Origin of the sequence: Streptomyces sp. JH14, assembly GCF_029428675.1 — a bacterium.
In the GTDB taxonomy this organism is placed as follows: Bacteria; Actinomycetota; Actinomycetes; order Streptomycetales; family Streptomycetaceae; genus Streptomyces.
In genome coordinates this window covers 2,343,108-2,365,023 of record NZ_JAJNEL010000001.1, presented here as the reverse complement: position 1 = coordinate 2,365,023, position 21,916 = coordinate 2,343,108, and the positions used below count along the sequence as shown (strand labels likewise).

General features: G+C 71.3%; 16 protein-coding genes. 6 read left to right on the top strand and 10 right to left on the bottom strand.

The genetic code is table 11. The features are described 5' to 3' along the window. The 6 genes from LRD69_RS10625 to LRD69_RS10600 form a co-directional block, all read right to left on the bottom strand. Window positions 1-360: a hypothetical protein gene (locus LRD69_RS10625; RefSeq protein ID WP_277326323.1), complete on the bottom strand. Its 360-nt coding sequence runs from the start codon at window positions 358-360 to the stop codon at window positions 1-3. Beyond that, the gene (locus tag LRD69_RS10620) at window positions 357-998 is read right to left on the bottom strand and encodes a GNAT family N-acetyltransferase (protein WP_277326322.1); all 642 of its coding nucleotides are present in this window, start codon (window positions 996-998) and stop codon (window positions 357-359) included. Before LRD69_RS10620 ends, LRD69_RS10625 begins: the two co-directional genes overlap by 4 nt. Window positions 999-1,063: 65 nt before the next feature. Beyond that, window positions 1,064-2,224, bottom strand: a complete 1,161-nt coding sequence (locus LRD69_RS10615; protein WP_277326321.1) for an acyl-CoA dehydrogenase family protein — start codon at window positions 2,222-2,224, stop codon at window positions 1,064-1,066. An 8-nt stretch (window positions 2,225-2,232) separates the two neighbouring features. Beyond that, window positions 2,233-3,174 (bottom strand): hydroxymethylglutaryl-CoA lyase, encoded by a 942-nt coding sequence (locus tag LRD69_RS10610; protein ID WP_277326320.1) that lies wholly within the window; start codon window positions 3,172-3,174, stop codon window positions 2,233-2,235. Then, on the bottom strand, window positions 3,171-5,237 hold the full coding sequence (locus LRD69_RS10605; RefSeq protein ID WP_277326319.1) for an acetyl/propionyl/methylcrotonyl-CoA carboxylase subunit alpha: 2,067 nt from the start codon (window positions 5,235-5,237) through the stop codon (window positions 3,171-3,173). Before LRD69_RS10605 ends, LRD69_RS10610 begins: the two co-directional genes overlap by 4 nt. 8 nt (window positions 5,238-5,245) lie before the next feature. Beyond that, window positions 5,246-6,868 (bottom strand): carboxyl transferase domain-containing protein, encoded by a 1,623-nt coding sequence (locus LRD69_RS10600; protein ID WP_277326318.1) that lies wholly within the window; start codon window positions 6,866-6,868, stop codon window positions 5,246-5,248. A 108-nt stretch (window positions 6,869-6,976) separates the two neighbouring features. Here LRD69_RS10600 and LRD69_RS10595 point away from each other — a divergent pair, with 108 nt between their 5' ends. The 5 genes from LRD69_RS10595 to LRD69_RS10575 all read left to right on the top strand — a co-directional run bounded on the left by LRD69_RS10595 (window position 6,977) and on the right by LRD69_RS10575 (window position 15,200). Beyond that, a complete protein-coding gene (locus LRD69_RS10595) occupies window positions 6,977-7,585 on the top strand; it encodes a TetR/AcrR family transcriptional regulator (RefSeq protein WP_277326317.1) in 609 nt (202 codons plus the stop codon). Window positions 7,586-8,116: 531 nt separating this feature from the next. Further along, a complete protein-coding gene (locus LRD69_RS10590) occupies window positions 8,117-8,833 on the top strand; it encodes a hypothetical protein (RefSeq protein WP_277326316.1) in 717 nt (238 codons plus the stop codon). A 447-nt stretch (window positions 8,834-9,280) separates the two neighbouring features. Further along, the gene (locus LRD69_RS10585) at window positions 9,281-12,700 is read left to right on the top strand and encodes a hypothetical protein (protein ID WP_277326315.1); all 3,420 of its coding nucleotides are present in this window, start codon (window positions 9,281-9,283) and stop codon (window positions 12,698-12,700) included. A 143-nt stretch (window positions 12,701-12,843) separates the two neighbouring features. Then, entirely contained in the window at window positions 12,844-13,623 is a 780-nt protein-coding gene (locus LRD69_RS10580; RefSeq protein ID WP_277326313.1) for a phosphatase, read from the top strand. Between the two features lie 374 nt (window positions 13,624-13,997). Further along, the gene (locus LRD69_RS10575) at window positions 13,998-15,200 is read left to right on the top strand and encodes an IS110 family transposase (protein WP_277326312.1); all 1,203 of its coding nucleotides are present in this window, start codon (window positions 13,998-14,000) and stop codon (window positions 15,198-15,200) included. Between the two features lie 253 nt (window positions 15,201-15,453). Here LRD69_RS10575 and LRD69_RS10570 read toward each other — a convergent pair whose 3' ends face one another. The 4 genes from LRD69_RS10570 to LRD69_RS10555 all read right to left on the bottom strand — a co-directional run bounded on the left by LRD69_RS10570 (window position 15,454) and on the right by LRD69_RS10555 (window position 20,298). Further along, complete coding sequence (locus LRD69_RS10570; protein ID WP_277326311.1) at window positions 15,454-16,440, bottom strand: cation diffusion facilitator family transporter; 987 nt, start codon at window positions 16,438-16,440, stop codon at window positions 15,454-15,456. A 38-nt stretch (window positions 16,441-16,478) separates the two neighbouring features. Beyond that, window positions 16,479-17,357 carry an acyl-CoA thioesterase II gene (gene tesB / locus LRD69_RS10565; protein ID WP_277326310.1) on the bottom strand — a complete coding sequence of 293 codons (879 nt, stop codon included), beginning with the start codon at window positions 17,355-17,357 and terminating at the stop codon, window positions 16,479-16,481. A gap of 18 nt (window positions 17,358-17,375) precedes the next feature. Next, window positions 17,376-18,533 carry an acyl-CoA dehydrogenase family protein gene (locus LRD69_RS10560; RefSeq protein ID WP_277326309.1) on the bottom strand — a complete coding sequence of 386 codons (1,158 nt, stop codon included), beginning with the start codon at window positions 18,531-18,533 and terminating at the stop codon, window positions 17,376-17,378. 283 nt (window positions 18,534-18,816) lie between these two features. Further along, window positions 18,817-20,298 carry a PucR family transcriptional regulator gene (locus LRD69_RS10555; RefSeq protein ID WP_277326308.1) on the bottom strand — a complete coding sequence of 494 codons (1,482 nt, stop codon included), beginning with the start codon at window positions 20,296-20,298 and terminating at the stop codon, window positions 18,817-18,819. 133 nt (window positions 20,299-20,431) lie between these two features. Here LRD69_RS10555 and LRD69_RS10550 point away from each other — a divergent pair, with 133 nt between their 5' ends. After that, the gene (locus tag LRD69_RS10550) at window positions 20,432-21,901 is read left to right on the top strand and encodes a sodium:solute symporter (protein WP_277326307.1); all 1,470 of its coding nucleotides are present in this window, start codon (window positions 20,432-20,434) and stop codon (window positions 21,899-21,901) included. Window positions 21,902-21,916 lie beyond the last annotated feature (15 nt).

The following is a 21,916-nucleotide window of genomic DNA, read 5'->3' as shown; positions in this document are numbered from 1 at the left end:
CTACCAGACGAGAACTCCGCCGCCCACGTCCCGAGCCCGCCGGGCGGCCGCGGTGATGTTGGCCAGTCGCTCGGCGACATAGCCCTCGCGGTAGCCGCAGTGCGCGTCGAGTGCCGCCGTGTGCGGACGCAGCAGTTCGCACTCGGCGAGGAACTCCTCGATGTCCTCCGGTTCGACATACAGGTCGTAGGAGGCGAGTTCCGGCAGGAACCGGGCCCCGAGCGCCCGGACCCGCTCCGACCCCCACAGGTCGGTCCGGCAGCTCTCGAACCCCGCCATGTCGCCGCCGTCCGGGGGATCGTCGAGCAGGTGCGGGGTGCCGCTCTTCCCCCGCACGAAGGTGTGCACCAGGAGCGTCATCCGCCGAAGTCCTCACGGCACGCGTCGAGTCCCTCGATCCGCACGTCGACCGTGCGATGCGCCTCCCGGCGCTCACGGTCGAACCGCAGCCGCTGCAGGGTGACGGGGGCGCCCCGCAGGGCGGCCACCTGGAGTCCGTCCGGCAGACAGCCGAGCCGACGCGAGACGCCCGGCGAACGCGGGTTGTCGGTCATCGCCGACGACGCCGCGGTCCGGGCACCGAGCCCGGCGAACGCCGGATGCAGCACGGCGGCCCGCATCTCGGTGCCGATGCCCTGTCCTTGGTGCGCCGGCCCCAGCCGCGACCCGGTGTTGACCTCGCCGGTCACCGCGAAGTCCGCGGCCCCCAGGTCCTGCCGCTCGACCAACTTGCCCTCGTGCAGCACGGCGAGGCTGAGTACCCCGTCCCGTGCCGACCAGTTGGCGATGCTGCCCAGCACATGCTGGAACACGCCCCGGCCGCGCTCGTCCGGCGCGCTGTCGGTCCACGGGACGGTGAACGGCAGGCTGTCCGGCGCATGCACCCCGCCGACGGCGACCGATGCGAGATCGTCGAGCAACTCCAGTTCGGGAAGGCGCAGTTCCGGACGGGGTGTCCGGATGCGGAGCCCGTAGAGGGGCCAGTACCGGGGGTCCATGAACAGACTCTGCCGGGGCGGGCGGCACCTCGTCGAATCGATTACGGCCCGCCCGGCTCGAACCGTCAGGCCGGCAGCCCCAGCTCCCGTGCGATCAGTATCCGCTGCACCTCGCTCGTGCCCTCGCCGATCTCCAGGATCTTGGAGTCACGCCACATCCGCGCGACCGGGTACTCGTTCATGAAGCCGTAGCCGCCGTGGATCTGCGTCGCCTCGCGCGCGTTGTCCACGGCCACCGTCGACGAGTACAGCTTCGCGAGCGCCGCCTCCTTCTTGAACGGTTCGCCGTGCACGAGCCTCGATGCCGCGTCCCGCCAGCCGATCCGGGCCATGTGCGCCCGCATCTCCATGTCCGCGATCTTGAACTGGATGGCCTGGTTGGCGCCGATGGGCCGGCCGAACGCGTGCCGCTCCTTGGCGTACTTCACCGACTCGTCCACACAGCCCTGCGCCAGACCCGTGGACAGCGCGGAGATCGCGATCCGTCCCTCGTCCAGGATCCGCAGGAACTGCGCGTACCCGCGGCCCTCCTCGCCCAGCAGGTTCGCCGCCGGGACACGCACGTCGGCGAAGGACAGCTCGCGGGTGTCCGAGGCGTTCCAGCCGACCTTGGAGTACGGGGCGGCGACCGTGAAGCCGGGGGTGCCGGACGGCACGATGATCGACGAGATCAGCGGTGCGCCGTTCTCCTTGTGGCCGGTCACCGCCGTGACCGTGACCAGCGCGGTGATGTCCGTACCGGAGTTGGTGATGAAGCACTTGGACCCGTTGATCACCCACTCGTCGCCGTCGCGTACGGCCGTCGTCCGGGTGCCGCCCGCGTCGGACCCGCAGTCCGGCTCGGTCAGCCCGAACGCGCCGAGCGCCTCGCCCGAGCAGAGCCTGGGCAGCCACTGCCGCTTCTGCTCCTCCGTACCGAAGTGGTAGACCGGCATCGCGCCGAGCGAGACCCCGGCCTCCAGGGTGATCGCCACGGACGAGTCGACCCGGGCCAGCTCCTCCAGGGCGATCCCGAGGGCGAGATAGTCGCCGCCCATGCCCCCGTACTCCTCCGGGAACGGCAGCCCGAACAGGCCCATCCGCCCCATTTCGCGCACGATCTCGTACGGGAACTCATGGCGCTCGTAGAAGTCGCCGATCTTCGGGGCGACCACGTCGTGCGCGAACTCCTCGACGGTGCGGCGCAGTTCCTCGTGTTCGGCGGTCAGCCGATGGTCCAGGGACATGACGGGATTCACTCCTTGTGGGAGAGGGCGCGGACGGTACGGGACGGGCTCGGACGGCCCAGTTGCTCGGCGAGCCACACGCTGGTGGCGGTGAGCGCGTCGAGGTCGACCCCGGTTTCGATGCCGAGGCCGTGGAGCATCCACACGAGGTCTTCGGTGGCGAGATTTCCGGTGGCGCTCTTCGCGTACGGACAGCCGCCGAGGCCGCCCGCGGAGGCGTCCACGGTGGTCACTCCGTGCTGGAGCGCGGCGAGGGTGTTGGCGAGGGCCTGGCCGTACGTGTCGTGGAAGTGCACTCCGATGGTGTTGGTGCGCACGCCCTCCTCGTTCAGCTCGGAGAGCAGGTCCTGCACGTGGCCGGGGGTGGCGACGCCGATGGTGTCGCCGAGGGAGAGCTCGTCGCAGCCGAGGTCCATCAGCGCCTTGGCGACGCGGACGACCTGGTGCACCGGGACCGGACCCTCCCACGGGTCGCCGAAGCACATCGACAGATAGCCGCGGACATGCACCTTGTCGTCCTTGGCGCGGGCCACGACCGGCTCGAACATGGCGAGCGACTCGTCGACCGTGCGGTTGAGATTGCGGGCGGCGAACGTCTCGGTCGCCGACCCGAACACGGCGATCCGGCGGGCACCGAGCGCCAGGGCCCGGTCGAGCCCGCGCTCGTTCGGTACGAGTACGGGCAGCGCGACGCCCTCGAGGTCGGCGAGGCGGGGGAACAGGTCCTCCGCGTCGGCGAGCTGGGGCACCCACTTGGGGTGGACGAAGCTGGTCGCCTCGATGGTGGTCAGACCGGCCGCGGCGAGGCGATGGATGAACTCCGCCTTCACCTCGGTGGGTACGACGGCCTTCTCGTTCTGCAGCCCGTCGCGGGCGCCGACCTCGTGGATGCGTACCCGGGCGGGCAGGTCCGGTGCGGGCACGGTCATGGGCAGACTGCCGCCGGTCATGCTTCCTCCTCGTTCGGAACCACCACGGCCAGTACCTGGTCCATGGCGACCGTGGTGCCGGCCGTGACATCGAGCTCGGTGACGGTCCCGGCGTGCGGGGCGGAGATGACGTGTTCCATCTTCATCGCCTCGACGACGAGCAGACTCTGCCCGGCGACGACCTCGTCGCCGACGGCCACCTTCACGACCGTGACCGTGCCGGGCATGGGTGCGGCGAGGGTGTCGGCACCGGAGCGGCCGGCGCCGGTGAGGGACGCCTCGACGGGGTCGTGATCCTGGACGTGCCAGGTGTCCCCGTCACGGCCCAGCCAGTTCCCCTCCGGGGAGGAGGTGTGGGTGAACGTATGGGTGACACCGGCGAGTTCGAAGGTGAGGCGGTGCGCGGAGACGTCGACGACCCTGGCCGTCTCTCTACCACCGGGCAGGGGGGCCAGCGGACCGCAGGCCCCCGTCGCGGGCGTCGGCGGTGCGCACTCGCCGACATGGCCGAACGTCAGCTCGGTGCCCGCCGGGCAGGTGCGCACGGAGACCTGCACCGGGTCGTGGCCCGGCAGCCGGAAGTGACGGACCGTGCGGGCGGGGGTGCCGCCCAGCCGCCAGCCGTCGGCCGCCGAGAACGGGTCGGCCCAACCGGAGGAATCCCCGGCGGCGGGCTGCCGCAGCAGCGCCGCCGCCGCGTACACCTCCTCCGGCACCCCCTCCGGCACCAGCCCGTCCACCGCACGCTCCACCAGCCCGGTGTCCAGCTCGCCCGCCACCACCGCCGGGTGGGCGAGCAGCCGCCGCAGGAACCCGGCGTTCGTCGGCACGCCCAGGATCACCAGTTCCGACAGCGCGGCGCGCAGCCGCCGCAGCGCCGTGGCCCGGTCGGGTCCGTGGACGATGACCTTCGAGAGCATCGGGTCGTACAGACTGCCGACCTCGACCCCCTCGACGAGACCCGAGTCGGTGCGCACGCCGTGGCCGTTCGGCTCGCGGAGGGAGAGCACCGTGCCGCCGGACGGCAGAAAGCCGCGGGCCGCGTCCTCCGCGCAGATCCGGGCCTCGATCGCATGCCCGGTCAGCGTGACGTCCTGCTGTGCGTAAGGAAGTTGCTCGCCCGAGGCGACCCGCAGCTGCCACTCCACCAGATCGATCCCGGTGATCAGCTCGGTGACCGGGTGCTCGACCTGGAGGCGGGTGTTCATCTCCATGAAGTAGTACGAGGCCGGGTCGTTGCCCGGGACGATGAACTCCACCGTGCCCGCGCCCACATACCCGCAGGAGCGCGCCGCCTGGACGGCCGCCTCGCCCATCGCCGTCCGGGTCTTCTCGTCGAGCAGGACGGACGGCGCCTCCTCGATGATCTTCTGGTGGCGGCGCTGCAGCGAGCACTCGCGCTCACCGAGGTGCACCACGTTCCCGTGCGCATCGGCCAGGACCTGGATCTCGATGTGGCGCGGCCGGTCGACCCACCGCTCGACGAGCAAGGTGTCGTCCCCGAACGATCCCCGGGCCTCGCGACGGGCGGCCGCGATCTCGTCGGCGAGCAGCGCCTCGTCACGCACCAGCCGCATGCCCTTGCCGCCGCCGCCCGCCGAGGGCTTCAGCAGCACCGGCATCCCGATTCCGCGCGCCGCATCCGCCAGCTGCGCGTCGCTGAGCCCGCTGCCGGACGACCCGGGCACGACCGGAACCCCGGCCGCCGCCACGGTCTCCTTGGCCCGGATCTTGTCGCCCATCAACGAGATCGCCGACGCCGGCGGTCCGATGAAGACGAGCCCCGCGTCCGCGCAGGCCTGCGCGAACCCGGCGTTCTCGGCGAGGAACCCGTACCCCGGGTGGACGGCCTGCGCACCGGTGTGGCGGGCCGCGTCCAGCAGCGCGGGCACGTTCAGATAGCTCGCGGCGGCCGGTGCGGGACCGATCCGTACCGCGGTGTCTGCCTCCCGTACATGCCGGGCGTCGGCGTCCGCGTCGCTGAAGACGGCGACGGACCGCACACCCAGCTCGCGCAGCGTCCGGATGACCCGGACCGCGATCTCGCCGCGGTTGGCGACAAGAACGGTGTCGAACATCGTCATCTTTTCCCTCACATCCGGAAGACGCCGAAGCCGGGCGCCGCGTGGTCCTTCTGGGGAAGCGGGGCGTTGGCGCACGCGGTCAGAGCGAGCCCCAGCACCTGCCGGGTCTCCAGCGGGTCGATCACCCCGTCGTCCCAGAGCCGGGCGGTGGCGTAGTACGCGTTGCCCTGGGTCTCGTACTGCTCGCGGATCGGCGCCTTGAAGGCTTCCTCGTCCTCGGTGCTCCAGCCGTCGCCCAGCTGGTCGCGCTTGACCGTCGCCAGCACCGACGCGGCCTGCTCGCCGCCCATGACGGAGATCTTGGCGTTGGGCCACATCCACAGGAACCGCGGCGAATAGGCCCGCCCGCACATGGAGTAGTTGCCCGCCCCGTACGACCCGCCGACCACGACCGTCAGCTTCGGCACGCGGGTGCAGGCGACGGCCGTGACCATCTTGGCGCCGTGCTTGGCGATGCCGCCGGCCTCGTAGTCGCGCCCCACCATGAACCCGGAGATGTTCTGCAGGAAGACGAGCGGAATGCCGCGCTGGTCGCACAGCTCGATGAAGTGCGCACCCTTCTGCGCGGACTCGGAGAACAGGATCCCGTTGTTGGCGACGATGCCGACCGGATGCCCGTGGATCCGGGCGAAGCCCGTCACCAGCGTCGTCCCGTACTCCGCCTTGAACTCCGCGAACCGCGATCCGTCGACGACCCGGGCGATCACTTCCCGTACGTCGTAGGGCGTCCGGGAATCGACCGGCACGGCGCCGTACAGCCCGGCAGGGTCGACCTTCGGCTCCTCCACGGGCTCCACGGACCAGGGCAGCGCGCCGCGCGCGGGCAGCGTCGCCACGATGTTCCGGACGATCCGCAGCGCATGCGCGTCGTCCTCCGCGAGATGGTCGGTGACACCCGACGTGCGGGAGTGGACCTCGCCGCCGCCCAGCTCCTCCGCCGTCACCACCTCACCGGTCGCGGCTTTCACCAGCGGCGGACCACCGAGGAAGATCGTCCCCTGGTTCCGCACGATGACGGCCTCGTCGCTCATTGCGGGGACGTACGCCCCACCGGCCGTGCACGACCCCAGGACGGCCGCGACCTGCGGAATCCCGGCGCCCGACATCCGGGCCTGGTTGTAGAAGATCCGCCCGAAGTGCTCCCGGTCGGGAAAGACCTCGTCCTGCATCGGCAGGAACGCCCCGCCCGAGTCGACCAGATACAGGCACGGCAGCCGGTTCTCCAGCGCCACCTCCTGGGCCCGCAGGTGCTTCTTCACCGTCATGGGGTAGTAGGTGCCGCCCTTGACCGTGGCGTCATTGGCGACGATCACGCACTCGCGGCCACTGACCCGGCCGATCCCGGCGATCACTCCGGCCGCCGGAGCCGCACCCCCGTACAGCCCCTCGGCCGCCAGCGGCGCCAGCTCCAGGAAGGGCGAGCCCGGGTCGAGCAGCGCATCCACCCGGTCCCGGGGCAGGAGCTTGCCGCGCGCCACATGCCGGGCGCGGGCCTTCTCACCCCCGCCCAGCCGCGCCGCGGCCAGCCGCGCCCGCAGCTCGTCGCCGAGTGCGGTGTGCGCCGCCTCATTGGCCAGCCAGCCCTGAGATGCGGGATCCGCCGCACTCGCCAGCACCGGTGCCTGCTGCATCCGTCGAGCCCCCTTGCCCGCTCGGCCGGTCGGCCGAATCGGTTAATGAGCGTTAACACGTTTCCTTCAGGTTAACGCTCGCTAACCCGACTGTCTAGAATCGAATCCATGACCACCAGGACGGACGCCCCGACGCGCCGCGAGCAGATCCTCAAGGAGGCTGCCCGCCTCTTCGCCGAGCGCGGCTTCCACGGTGTGGGCGTCGACGAGATAGGCGCCGCCGTGGGGATCAGCGGCCCCGGGCTCTACCGCCACTTCCCCGGCAAGGACGCGATGCTCGCCGAACTGCTGGTCGGCATCAGTGAGCGCCTCCTGGCCGGCGGCCGACTGCGCGTCACCGAGGACGCGACCTCCGGCGACGGCTCACCGGAGACCCTGCTGGACGCGCTCATCGAGGGCCATATCGACTTCGCCCTCGACGACCGCCCTCTGATCACCCTGCACGACCGCGAGCTGGACCGCCTCCGGGACTCCGACCGCAAGCGGGTGCGCCAGCTGCAGCGCCAGTACGTGGAACTGTGGGTCGAGGTGGTCCGCGCCCTGTACCCCCTGCTCCCCGAGAGTGAGGCCCGCGCCGCCGTCCATGCGGTCTTCGGCCTGCTCAACTCGACCCCGCACCTCGGCCGCCCCGGCGCCCTCCCCGGCCGCACGACCACGGCCGCGCTGCTGCACCGGCTGGCGAGGGGAGCGTTCGAGGCGGCGGGCGAGCGGGTGTGAAGCCCCGGTGGATCCTCGGCTGAGGGCTGCCGGCGCGCGGGCTCGTTCGGGTGCGCGCTGGGTCGGCCGGAGCGGGTCGGGTCGGTCCGACGGCGCCCCGGCGCCGTGCCGGAGCCGGACGCAGCCGCCGTCATCGCCGCCGTGACCACCGCCCCGCCGTAGCCGCCGTTGCGGAGGCCGGCCGGTCCGCCATCGTGGCGGCGTGGGCGTGGGCGTGGGCGTCGGCGAAAGGGGGGAGCTCCCCTGCGTGACCATCCGCGTGCTCGAACCGGCAGATCGCCGCCGACGGGGTGAGCGGGCGTCAGGGAATCGCCCGGAAAGCGTAGCCGCATGGCGGAGGTGCTTGTGATCGTACTTTTTTGATGAGATATCAGATCGGGAAGCGGAGGACGGCGGGTGCCGTGCGTACACCCGGTCGGCCGTCTGGCGTCACACCTTAGCCATGCCCGATATGACAGCTAATAGGCTCATAAGTACGTTCATCCCAGATCGGCTGCCCGGCCGGCGCCTTCTGCACCTGGGAGAAACGATATGAGCACGCGCACCTTCGCCGTGACCGCCGCAGTGGTGGGCGCCGCGGCCCTCGCCGCCACCGGCATCACCTACGCCTCGAACTCGGGATCGGACACGTCCACCCACGCGGCCCGCCCCTCCGTCGAACGGGCCGCCCCGCACGCACCGAAAGCCGCCGCGCCCGCCAAACCGGCCGCCCCTGCCGCGGCTCCCCCCGCCGAAGACAGCGGAAGGGGAAACGACGGGGGCCAGGGCGGCAATGGCGGCGGTGACGACCGGGGCGATGGCGGCGGCTACGGCGGTGACGACGGCGGCTATGGCGGGGGTGGCGGCTACGGCGGCGATGACGGCGGCTATGGCGGGGGTGGCGGCTACGGCGGTGGCGGCGGCTATGGCGGTGGCGGCGGCCGGGGCGGCTATGGCGGGGGCGGTGACGGCGGCTATGGCAGGCGCGGAACCATCCAGTTCAATGACCGTACGTACTCCGCCTACGCGGAGGGCTGCATCACCGCGGCCAGTGGTCTGGGTTCCAGCAGCTTCAGCGTCAGCAACGACAGCTGGAAGACCGTCGAGGTCTTCCGCGGGGCCACCTGTGACAACGGGTCCCCCGTCGCCACCGTCGGTCCCTACAGCACGGGCCACGGCGTCGTGACCGGCTCCGGCAACAGCAGCCTGTTCAACAACGATGGCGTCGTGGGCAGCTTCCTGGTGATCGAAGGCCGCCCCGGGTGGTGACACCGCCTCATGGAGGCCCCGGCCCGTCGGAATCGGGCCGGGGTCTCCGGCATGAGGGACACCGCTCGGCGGCTGCCGGGTTCCCGGCGGCCGCACCTGCGTCCGGCCCGCGACCGTTGCCGCATGGTCCGTTCGTGCGGAGCGGTCAGGCGGAGCGCTCCAGGTGCTGGGTGCGAAGAATCAATTGTGACGTCGGGGCGGACCACGTCGCGGCCGGCCGGATCGTGGCGCACCGGGTCGCGACAGTCGCGATCCGGTGCGGCGCATGAAGCTCGATCCACGGGACGTGGTCCCGGCCGTCGGCATCGGTGGAGGCGACCCACTGCCTGAGCCTTTTCCCGATCTGGTCCGGTGTGATGCGGGTGACGGTTTCGGCTGTGGGTGGTGTGGGCGAGGCGTGCGAAAACCTGTACGAGCCGAGAGGGTGCCCGTACCAGAATGGCAGCCATGTCCATGGAGCCCGCAGATCCTCGCGCAGCCGTCGACCGCCTCTATGCCGGGCTCGACCCGCTCGCTCACCCCGCCCAAATGCGCGCGCTCGCGACGTGGACTCGGACCGCGGCCCAGAACGGCGGCGGCGAGGGGCGGTTTCGTTCGCTGCTCGACGAGTTGGACACACGCGGGGTGCACGGGCGCAGGCTTGCCGTTCGAGCGGCAGCCATCGGAGGGGACACAGAGTTCCTGGAGGCCCGGCTCGCGGACCCCGATGCCATGGTCCGCGGCCACGCGCTGAAGTCCTCCCTCCGGATGCCCATCAATGACACCGCCCTCGAAGCGGCGATGGACGGGGCCCCGCAAGCTGTGCGCCGACAGCTCGCCACCGTCGTCGTGGCCGGTGGGCGGACCGCCCTCGCGGAGCGACTGCTGCCGTCCGTACGGGAACTGTGGGGCGACGAAGAGGCCGCACGGCTGCTGCCGGGGTGCGGTCCCGATGCTGTGGAGCGGCTGCTGCCGGGACTCTTCCTGGCCGTGACCCGCTGGCGGGCCCTCGGCCGCCGCTACCCCGACCTGGTGCTCGACGAGGTCGCGCGCCAGCTCGCCGAACTGCCCGAGCAGTCGCGCGCGCCGTGGTGGTACCGCAACGCGGATGTCTTCGCGGCCACCGCCGAAGCCCGCCCGCTGCGTGTCCTGGACCTGCTGGAAGCGCACTGCCCGGGGCACCTGCCCGGACCCGTGCGCAACAGCCTGGGACATCTGCTGAAGGCCGCGCCGGGACGTACGATCCGTCTGCTCACGGCACCGGAGCGCGTTGTCGGGCCGCCGCGAAGCCCGGTGTCCGGCACGGCCCTGAAGCGTGTCGTCCTGCTCGACCCGCCGGAGCTGATCGACCTCGGCCGAGCCTGGAGTCACATTCCGGAGTCCCTCACGGCGCTGCTCCGCGCGCTGCCGCCGTCCCGGCGCAACGCCTTCTACGACTCCGTCACCACTGGCCAGGACCTCAGCCGCACCAGCCTCAGCGACAGCCTTCTCGACGCGCTGCCCCGCCTGCGCGCGCAGTCCGAGGCGCGGCGGATGACTGCACAGGCCGCCGAACGCGGTGCGCCCTGGGCCACCGTGCTGGCTGCCGTCGCGTATCTGCCCGTTGCCGAGGCCCGACCGCAGCTGCTTGCCGCCACCCGCCGTCCGGCAGCGGAGGACCGGGCACTTGCGTACCCGCTGCTGGTCCGCAACGCAGCCAGATCCCGCGAGGCGGCCGCCGTATCGGAACTGCTCGACGACCTCCAGCGGCTCCGCAACGAGCAGGAGCCTGTCCGGTCGCCTGCCCTCGCCGCACTCGCCGAGACCCCTCCCGGGCTCTTCACCGATGCGGACGCCACCCTGCTCGATCGCATCGCGACCGATGCCATCGAGGCACGTGACAGCTCCGGGCGGACCCGGCAGGCCCTGGGCACACTGGCGCTCGCGCTGCTTCGGGACCACGCGGTGAGCGGCGAACGGCTGCTGTTGGGCTGGGCGTTGTCCACCCTGCAGAAACTCTGCGGGAGCACCGGCGGTGCCGACCTGGGCCGCCTCGACGTCACCCTGCGCCGGGGACAGGAGTTCCAGGTCTTCGAGGCGCTCCGTCCGTGGCTCGAAGCAGGGGCGGACAAGGTCGACCACTCGCTGACCTTCGCCCTGGCCCGCGCCCTCCGGCGCCGCTCCCGCCACATGCCCGAACTCCAGGAACTCCTCTGGCAGGCGATCCAGTTCGGTGACAATGCGACCGTGTCCCGGGCCGTGGATCTCTGGCTCGACGAACCTTCGACCCGGGACGAACGGGCCGTTCAGGTGATGCAGATCGAACCGTCGGCTGCCGTGCTGGACCCCGTACTGCGCGTGCTGACGCGCCGTCGTACGGACCTGCTCGACACCGTCCTCGCCGACTCGCCACCGTACGGGCGCTTCCTGACACCGGGGGCTCGCTGGCTGCCGCCCATCGATGCTGTCCACAACTGGCTGCCCCACCAGCAGGCCGCTGCAGCCCGCCTGCTGAACAGGGCGGCGGGGGATGCCTCCCTGCCCAAGCACGTGAGAGCCGGACACATCCGCACCATGGTTGCCATACCCGAGCTCGGCTTCCGCGCCGTGCGCCGCTACCTCGACTCCCCGGACACCGTCCTCGCCGAGGCCGCCCTCGGGGCACTGGCGTGGGCCGACTGCCCGGCCGAAGCGCTGCCGCTGCTGGTCGCCCATGCTGCGGACGACCGGGCCAGGGTCGCGCTCTACGCGGCCACCCGGGTGACCAGGTTCGTCGCGCCGTCCGAGCTCGAGGCGGCTCTGCGTGCCGCGCTGCTCCGCACCGCCGGAGCAACCGCCCCGGCAGCCAAGGTCACGAGCCGCAAGGAACTCGTACGGCTGGCAGCCTCCCGGCTGCCCGTCGATACCGCCGTCGCGATACTCGCCGAGGTGTATGACCTTCCCGGGCAGCACCGCGACGTGCAGGCGGCTTGTGTGCCCATGGCCGCGGGACTGCTGCACTCGGTAGCGGCTTGGAGCCTGCTGGAACGGGCCGCCGAGGGCCCGCCGGTCACCCAGGCCGCAGTCCTGCGCACCCAGCCGTACCAGCTCCAGGCCGGGGACCGGCCCCGGTATGCGCAACTGGTGGGGCGGGTGTCGGGCAGCGGCGACGCGGAGACCGCCGATGCCGCGACGGCTCTGCTCGTGCGCTGGTCAGCGTGGTACCCCGAGGCCGAACGCCTGCTGTTGGCGGCCGCCGTCGACCTGGACAACCGGTCTTCCTGGCGCGCGGCGGCGGACGGGCTGGTGACGCTGACCGCGGCGGTCGACGGAGCGGGACCACTGCTGGAGGCACTGGCACAGCTCATCGCCGCGGAGACCGAGGCCCTGGCACGCCACATGGACGCAGAGGGAGAGCGGGACCGCCCTGCCCGGCAGCGGATCGGCTACCTGGTCGCGCGGCTCTCGACCGCGGTGGCGAGGGGCGACACAGCGGCGCCCCGCGCTGCGGCTCTGCGTGCATCCGAATTTCTCGGCGCAACAGCCGACTTCCTGCCGCAGAGCGTTCAGCTGTTCGCCGGCGCCCTCGACCTCGACGCGGAACCGGCGCAGTTGCTTGCCGCACTGGACCGCCTGGACGACCTTCATACCGGCCGCCCTCTTCTGGCCGCCCGTACCGCGGAGACCATCCGCAACCGGCTCGGCGCCGCCCGGTGCCCCGGCGACCCGCTCGTGCTGCTGTTCGCGGCCGAGCGGCTGACGGCGAACTCCGGCTGTGCAGGCGGTCTGTTCGCCGTCGCCGTCACCCGGGCGCTGGGCTCCCGCACCGGATGGGCGCCTGAATGGCGCGTCCGCCTCCGGGCCCTGCGGTGTCACCCCCACCCCGACGTGCGCGAGGCGGCGTTGGCGGTGGTCACGGCAGTGGAGTGACGCAGGGACAGCCGCCCCTGCGTCCTCGGTGACGAGGTGCGGCGTCCGCGGATCCCGGGTGTCGCTCCGCGCCGCACCGTCCCCGCCCGTCCGCCGTGCAAGACACTCGGCACACTGCGCACACCTGACGGCACAATGGGTTCATGCCGATACCCAGCCGTGCCGCCCTCGTCGACCACCTCGTCCGTACGCGTATCGCCGGAAATGTCGCCACCCCCCGCGACAACAACCTCTCCCACTACCGCAAGCTCGCCAACGGCGACCGCCACTACTGGCTGGGGCTGGAGCTCGGCGACCGGTGGGCCGACGAGCAGGATGTGCTCGCGGTGATGGCCGAGAGATGCGGGGTCAGTGACGATCCGGAGCACCGGCACGGGCAGGACACCATCGACCCCGAGCTGACGGTCGACGCGCTGGAGCGGATGGCGGCCCGGCTGCGCAAGGCGGCTGCGGGGTCGGAGCGGGTGCTGTTCGCGACCGGGCATCCGGGCGGTCTGCTGGACGTGCACCGGCAGACCGCGGACGCGTTGCGGGCCGCCGGGTGCGAGATCGTACGGATTCCGTCCGGGCTGATGGCGGACGAGGGCATGGTCTTCCAGTTCGCCGATGTGGCCGTGATGGAGCGCGGGGCGACGCTGTGGCACACGCATTCACCGGCGCCGATGGCGGCGATCCTGGACGGCCTGGAGCGTGCGGGGCGGCCGCTGCCGGATCTGGTCGTCGCCGATCACGGGTGGGCGGGATGTGCCGGGCAGCGGGGGCTCGACTCGGTCGGGTACGCGGACAGCAATGACCCGGCGCTCTTCCTCGGGGAGGCGGAGGGCACCCTGCAGGTGGTCGTGCCACTGGACGACCATGTGCTGGACCCGCGGTTCTACGACCCGATGACGGACTATCTGCTGGATGCCGCCGGGCTGGGCTGAGGCGTACGTCTGATCGGCGGCCTTCGCGCGCGGTCCCGGAGATGCGAGCAACCGCCGGGTGAGAGCCGGTCTCCTCCGTCCCGCACGGACCCCGTGACCACGGTCCGAGCGAGGGTGTACTGCCCGGACCACCCCCCCGTTACCTTTTTCGTGGCTCCGCAATGGGGCCTCCGGCCTTCGGGTCCGGCATGACTTCCCCCCCTTGTTGTTGATGATCCGGGGGGTGGTGTCACCGGGCCCGGAGGCATCGACGGACCGCTGATGAGGGGCTTGAGCACCGGCTTCACCCAGGCCGGAAGAGCTCTCCGTAACGTGGATGTGGCAGCTCGGTGCCGAGGCAAGGCCGGACGAAAGCGTGATGGAGGGGCCTGCACGTGATCGACACCAGCACCATCGACGTCTTCCTCGGCCTGGACGTCGGCAAGGGCGAACACCACGCCACCGCCGTCACCCCGACCGGGAAGAAAGCCTTCGACAAACGGCTGCCCAACACCGAGCCGAAACTCCGCGAGCTGTTCGCGAAGCTGCAGGCCAAGCACGGAACGGTGCTGGTCGTGGTCGATCAGCCGGCCTCGATCGGCGCCCTGCCACTGGCCGTTGCGAGGGACATGGGCTGCCCGGTCGCCTATCTTCCGGGCCTGACGATGCGGCGGATCGCCGACCTCTACCCGGGCGAGGCCAAGACGGACGCGAGGGACGCGTTCATCATCGCGGACGCGTCCCGGGCGATGCCTCACACGCTGCGGGCCATCAACGGCGAGGACGAGACGATCGCCGAGCTGGAGATGATCGTCGGGTTCGACGACGACCTGGCCGGCGAAGCGACCCGGGTCGCGAACCGGCTCCACGGCCTGCTGACCCAGATCCATCCGTCGCTGGAGCGGGTGCTGGGGCCGCGGTTGCAGCACCCGGCCGTCCTCACGCTGCTGGAACGGTTCGGGTCACCAGCTCAGATTCTCAAGGCGGGACGGCGACGTCTGGTCACCCTGTTGCGGCCGAAGGCCCCGAGGATGGCCGAGCGGCTGGTCGAGGACATCTTTGCCGCACTGGACGAGCAGACCGTCGTCGTTCCGGGCACCGAGGCGGCTGCGCTGATCGTTCCGAGCCTCGCTGGGTCTTTGGCCGCCGTCCTTGACCAGCGGAAACTGCTGGCCGGGCGGATCGATGAACTCTTGGAGGCCCACCCTCTTTCGAAGGTCCTGACGTCCATGCCGGGAGTTGGAGTCAGGACCGGAGCCCGCATCCTGATCGAGGTCGGCGACGGCAGGACCTTCCCGACCGCCGGCCACCTCGCCGCCTACGCGGGACTCGCCCCCGCGACCCGGAGCTCGGGGTCCTCGATCCGCGGCGAACAGCCCTCCCGCAGGGGAAACAAGCAGCTCAAACGGGCCTTCTTCCTCTCCGCGTTCGCTTCCCTGGCCGACCCGGCCTCCCGGGCCTACTACGACAAGAAGATCGCTCAAGGGAAGCACCACACCCAGGCACTGCTCTGCCTCGCCAGACGACGAGCCGACGTCCTCTTCGCCATGCTCCGAGACGGAACCTTCTACGAATCCCGGCCAGCCACAGCTGCCTGACCCTCACCAGCGTCGCCGCACACAGGGCAGTCCCATTCGTCGAGCGAGTCGATCACGACAGGGTGATTACAAAAGACGCACGGCCGCATACCCTCACCGACCTGCTCTTCCACACACGCTTCATCGCTCATGACAGGCAGAGTGCCACCCGACCACCTTGACCAAAGACATAGGGGCACCCCCCCACGTCCGGGACCACCTTGCGGCCCGGGCCGGACGCATGTCCGCCCGGGAGCCGAGGGCGCCGGCGCGGTCAGGCCGAGCCCGCCCCCGGACTGTCCGTCCGTCGCCGCTGTCCCAGCCCCGGCGTCGGGTCCAGGTACACCCGGCGGATCGACGGATAGCGTTCCCGCAACTGTTCCTCCGCCTCCTCGCAGGCCCACTCGATCTGTTCCGCGGTCGACGCGTCCCGGAAGTCGACCTTCGCGGCGACGAGGACCTCCGTCGGTCCCTGGATCAGGGTGGTCAGCTCCATGACCTCGATGATGTGCGGTACGGAGAGGATTTCCTCGCGGACCCCGGCCCGCATCTCCTCCGGCAGCGGTCGGCCGATCAGCAGTTGGGCGTTGGAGCGGCCGAGGACCCAGGCCACGTACACCAGCAGCACGCCGATCAGGATCGACGCGATGCCGTCCCAGACGCCGGAGCCGGACAGTTGGCCGCCGAGCAGGCCGCCCGCGGCGAGCAGCAGGCCGACCAGGGCGGCCGAGTCCTCCATCACGACCGCCTTGACCGCGGTGTCGGAGGTGTGGCGCAGATAGTGGGTGGTGGGTGCGCCCAGACGGGCGGCCTCGGCGCGGATCTGTCGCAGGCCCGTGCGCAGGGAGACGCTCTCGAGGAGGAAGGCGACGGCCAGCACGAGGTACGAGACCAGCGGGTCGCCGAGTTCCTCGCCCCGGACGAGGGTGTGGATGCCGTCGTAGAAGGCGAACACCGCGCCGCCGACGAACGTGGCGACCGAGGCGAGCAGCGCCCAGATGTAGCGCTCGGGGCCGTGACCCAGCGGATGTTCCTCGTCGGCGGGCTTCTCGCTGCGTTTGAGCGCGGTGAGCAGCAGGACCTCGGTGACGGTGTCGGCGACCGAGTGCGCCGCCTCGGACAGCATGGCGCTCGATCCGCTGATCAGCCCCGCGACCGCCTTCGCCACGGCGATGCCGAGGTTGGCGACCGCCGCGACGACGACCGTGAACGCGGACCCCCCATTGGTCGCGCTGCTGCTGGTGCTGCTCTCGGCGTTCATGGTGGGGAGTATGTCCGAACGGCCGGACCGTGGCCTGTTCAGTCCTTCCTCGGGACCCGGACCACGCCTTCCTGGATGACGGTGATCGCCAGCCGGCCGTCCTGCGTGTAGATGCGGGCCTGGCCGAGCCCGCGCCCGCCGGACGCGGACGGCGACTCCTGGTCGTACAGCAGCCATTCGTCGGCCCGGAACGGCCGGTGGAACCACATGGCGTGGTCCAGGCTCGCGCCCACCACGTCGCCGACCGCCCAGCCGCCGCGCCCGTGCGCGAGCAGCACCGAGTCGAGCAGCGTCATGTCGGAGACGTACGTCGCCATGCAGACGTGCAGCAGCGGGTCGTCCGCGAGCTTGCCGTTGGTGCGGAACCACACCTGGGAGCGAGGCTCCTGCGGCGTGCCGACGTGGGCGAACGGCGGGGCGTCGACATAGCGCAGGTCGACCGCGGCCCGCGCCTCCAGCAGCCGGTCCATGACACCCGGGTCGACGAACGCGTCCGCGTACCGCGGCAGCATCTGCTCCGCCGTGGGCAGGGTCTCCGGGTCCGGGGCGGGCGGCATGTCCGCCTGGTGCTCCAGGCCCTCCTCGTACGTCTGGAACGACGCCGAGAGATGGAAGATCGGCTGCCCGTGCTGGACGGCCACCACGCGGCGGGTGGTGAAGGAGCGGCCGTCGCGGATCCGGTCGACGCTGTAGACGATCGGTGCGCCCGGGTCGCCCATCCGCAGGAAGTAGGAATGCAGGGAATGGGCTGTGCGGTCCGCGGGGACGGTGCGGCCGGCGGCGACGAGCGCCTGGGCCGCGACCTGTCCGCCGAAGACCCGGGGCACGACCGCCGAACGGCTCGTACCCCGGAAGATGTCCTGCTCGATCTGCTCCAGGTCGAGCAGATCGAGCAGGGATTCAAGTGCTGCGCTCATGGAGAGAACGTAACCGCTCTACAGGCCCATGGACTTGGCGATGATCGACTTCATTACCTCGCTGGTGCCGCCGTAGATGCGGTTGACGCGGTTGTCCGCGTAGAGGCGGGCGATCGGGTACTCGTTCATGAAGCCGTAGCCGCCGTGCAGCTGGAGGCAGCGGTCGATCACCCGGTGCGCGACCTCGGTGCAGAACAGCTTCGCGGAGGCGGCCTCGGCGGCGGTCAGCTCGCCGGCGTCGAGGGCCTCCAGCGCGCGGTCGGCGACGGCCTGGGCCGCGTCCACCTCGGCCTGGCAGGCGGCCAGCTCGAACTTGGTGTTCTGGAACGAGGCGACGGTCTTGCCGAAGACCGTGCGGTCCTGCACGTAGCTCTTGGCGAACCGGACGGCGGCAGCGGCCTGTGCGTACGCGCCGAAGGCTATGCCCCAGCGCTCGGACGCCAGGTTGGTACCGAGGTAGCCGAAGCCCTTGTTCTCCTCGCCGAGCAGGTCGTCCACGGGGACCTGCACGTCGACGAAGGCCAGCTCGGCGGTGTCGGAGACCTTCAGGCCGAGCTTGTCCAGCTTGCGGCCGACGGAGTAGCCCGCCGACTTGGTGTCCACGGCGAACAGGGAGATGCCGAAGCGGCGGTCGTCCTCGCGGGGAGCGGACGTACGGGCGCACACGATCACGCGGTCGGCGTGCACACCACCGGTGATGAACGTCTTGGCGCCGTTGAGGACGTAGTGCGTGCCGTCCTCGGAGAGCTTGGCGGTGGTCTTCATGCCCGCGACGTCGGAGCCGGTGCCCGGCTCGGTCATCGCGAGGGCCCACATCTCCTCGCCGGAGGTGAACTTCGGCAGCCAGCGCTTCTTCTGCTCGTCGGTGGCGAGCATCTTGATGTACGGCAGGCCGAGCAGGGTGTGCACCCCCGAGCCGCCGAAGGAGACACCGGCGCGGGCGGTCTCCTCGTAGATGACGGCCTCGTACTTGTGCGAGTCGATGCCGGCGCCGCCGTACTCTTCGTCCACCTCGATGCCGAAGACGCCCAGCTCGCCGAGCTTGTGGTAGAACTCGCGCGGCGCCTGGCCGGCAGCGAACCACTCGTCGTAGACGGGGACGACCTCGGCCGCGATGAAGGCGCGGATGGTCTCCCGGAACGCCTCGTGGTCCTCGTTGAATACCGTACGGCGCACGGGGGTGCCTCCTCTGTCGGGCTGCGATCAGCTTCGGGCGAGCATCGGCCAGGCTGCTGGCTAAGCGCTTGCTCAGTTCTGGATCAAAAGTTACCCGGCGGTCACCAGGGCTGTCCAGAGTCGACGGCCCGTGGTCGCCGACATCACAGCCGGGCGGGCCCGCGCGCGCAGCGGCGCTCACGGTCCGTGCTCCCGCCGGTGCTTACGGCTCGCTCCCGGCGATGCTCAGGGCCGTGCTCACAGCCGTTCGCAGCCCGTGCTCACAGTCGTTCGCGGCCCGTGCTCACAGCCGCCGTAGCGCGAACCACAGCTCCGTCCGTACGTCCATGTCGTCCAGGTCCGCGTCCAGCAGCGTCGCGCAGCGGGCGATCCGCTGGCGGACCGTGTTGCGGTGCACCTGGAGGGCCGTCGCCGTGCGGTCCCAGCTGCCGTGCAGACTCAGCCAGCAGCGCAGGGTCTCGGCGAGCGTGGCGGTGAGAGGGGCGAGCAGCGCGCGGGCGTGCGCCTCCGCCTCGGCGGGCGGGATCAGTGCGGCCAGGCCGCTGCCGGTGCGGTGGTGGGCCAGCGGGGTGCGGGTGGCCACGGCGCGGCCGAGTGCGCGGGACGCCTGGTCGTCGGCGAGGTCCAGTGCGGTGATCGGGGCGGGGGCGGAGGTGCCGAGCGTCCAGCCGGGCTGCGGGGTGATCCGGTCGTCGCCCGGGACCAGGACCTTGACGGCGTCGCCGCCCCGGCCCGCGTCGACCAGCGCCGACCCGAGGGCGGCGCCCAGCGCCCCGGCGGTGAGCGGGTCGACCGGGCCGCCCCCGCCGCTGCGGCGCGCGTGCACCAGCGTCCAGTGCTCGGCGCCGCCGAGCAGCGGGGCGACGTCCGCCGGGCCCGCGCCGAGCAGCAGCCGGACCAGCGCCGCCGACCGGCCCGCGGCATCGGCGCCCTGGTGCGGGGCGGCCAGCAGGGAGAGGAGGACGACGGCGATCCCGGCGACCGTGTGGTCGCCCGCCTCGCGCCGCCCCGTCGTCAGGGTCAGGACGAGCCCTTGTCCGCCGCCGAGCGCGTATGCGAAGAGGTGCGTGTCGCCGAGGGTGTCGGTCGCCGACGTGGGGGCGGGGGAGGCGGCGGCGGTGGTGGGGGAGACGACGCGGGTCAGCCGGGCCAGGGCTGCCCGTACCTCGGGCGCCGGGCGGCGGCCTGCCGCGTGCAGCTCCTCGCCGGCCGCGGAGAGCAGCGCCGCCCGGCCCGTCAGCTGCACGGCCAGCTGATGCAGCACGGCCGGTACCGGATCCGGCCGGGCGGCCGCCGTGGCCAGGGCCTGCTGGGCGCGTGTCACCCGGCGCAGTTCCCGGTGCCGGGCCTCCGCCATCAGCCGCCACACCGCCCGTGCGATCGCTGTGAACGGGGTCGCCGGCGGCACCTCCACCAGGGGCAGTCCATGCCGCTCGCACGCCTCGATCAGCGCCTGCGGCACCGCGTCGTGCACCGGCGTGACCCCGAAACCGAGCGCGGCCGCGCCCGCCTCCACCAGCCGGGCGACATAGGTGTCCGGCTCCTTGAGCAGCACCCCGGCGCTCAGCAGCAGCTCACCGCCGAGGAGATACGGGTACGGGTCGGCCATCTCCGAGGTGTGCACCCACAGCAGATCGGCCTGGGCCGGACCCGCGAGCAGGCGCAGCCCGAGCTCCTCGCGGGCGAGCAGCTCGGTGAGCGGGATGGGCGGGGTGGGGGGAGTGGAGGGAGTGGGGGCGGAGGGCCCGGTGGGAGTGTCCGGCATGGACGATCCATCCATTGACTGCGGTAAGGATGGATAAAAAGTACACTTCAGCGCCGCCTGTGGGCCACCTACCGTCTTCACGAAACACACAACCCCGCAATGACCCGCAATGTGACTGAGACGGAGGAAGCCCATGGCTGTCGACTACGCGGTGATCGTCGTCTATCTGGCGGGCATGCTCGCCATGGGCTGGTGGGGCATGCGCCGCGCCAAGTCCAAGAGCGAATTCCTGGTGGCGGGCCGCCGCCTCGGCCCCTGGATGTACTCCGGGACCATGGCCGCGATCGTCCTCGGCGGCGCCTCCACCATCGGTGGCGTCGGCCTCGGCTACCAGTACGGACTCTCCGGCGCCTGGATGGTCTTCACCATCGGCCTCGGACTGCTCGCCCTGTCCATCTTCTTCTCGGCGCGCATCGCCCGGCTGAAGGTCTACACCGTCTCCGAGATGCTCGACCTGCGCTACGGCGGACGGGCCGGCCTCATCTCCGGCGTCGTCATGTGGGCGTACACGCTGATGCTCGCGGTCACCTCGACCATCGCGTACGCCACCATCTTCGACGTCCTCTTCGACATGAACCGGACCGTCGCGATCATCCTCGGCGGCGCCATCGTCGTCGCGTACTCGGCGCTTGGCGGCATGTGGTCGATCACGCTCACGGACATGGTGCAGTTCGTCGTCAAGACGATCGGTGTGCTGCTCCTGCTCCTGCCGATCGCGGTCATCAAGGCCGGCGGTTTCAGCGAGATGAAGGCGAAGCTGCCCACCGAGTACTTCGACCCGCTGGGCATCGGCGGCGAGACGATCTTCACCTACGTGCTGATCTACACCTTCGGCATGCTGATCGGCCAGGACATCTGGCAGCGCGTGTTCACCGCGCGCACCGACCGGACGGCGCGCTGGGGCGGCACCGTCGCCGGTACGTACTGCCTGGTCTACGCGCTCGCCGGGGCCGTCATCGGCACCGCGGCCAAGGTCATGTACCCGAAGCTGCCCAGCGCGGACTCCGCCTTCGCGACCATCGTCAAGGACGAACTGCCGGTGGGCGTACGAGGACTGGTGCTGGCCGCCGCGCTCGCCGCGGTGATGTCGACCTCGTCCGGTGCACTGATCGCCTGCGCCACCGTCGCCAACAACGACATCTGGTCGCGGCTGCGGGGCGTGGTGACCCGGAGCGGCGGCGAGGAGCACGACGAGGTGAAGGGCAACCGCATCTTCATCCTCATCATGGGCGTGGCCGTCATCGCCATCGCCATCGCGCTCAACAACGTCGTCGAGGCCCTGACCGTCGCGTACAACCTGCTCGTCGGCGGACTGCTCGTACCGATCCTCGGCGGTCTGCTGTGGCGCCGCGGCACGGCAGCCGGCGCACTGGCCGCCGTGTCGGTGGGCGGCGTTGCGGTCATCGGCCTGATGGCGACGTACGGAATCCTCGCCAACGAACCGGTCTACTACGGACTGCTGGCCTCGCTCGCGGTGTATGTGATCGTGTCCCTGGCGACGAAGCCGACCGACGCCGCGGTCCTGATCGCCTGGCGCGAGCGGCTCGCGGGCAAGGGCGCCGACGCGGACGGGACGCCGGCCGCGGAATCGGTCACCGTCTAGCAGCCACTCGTCCTC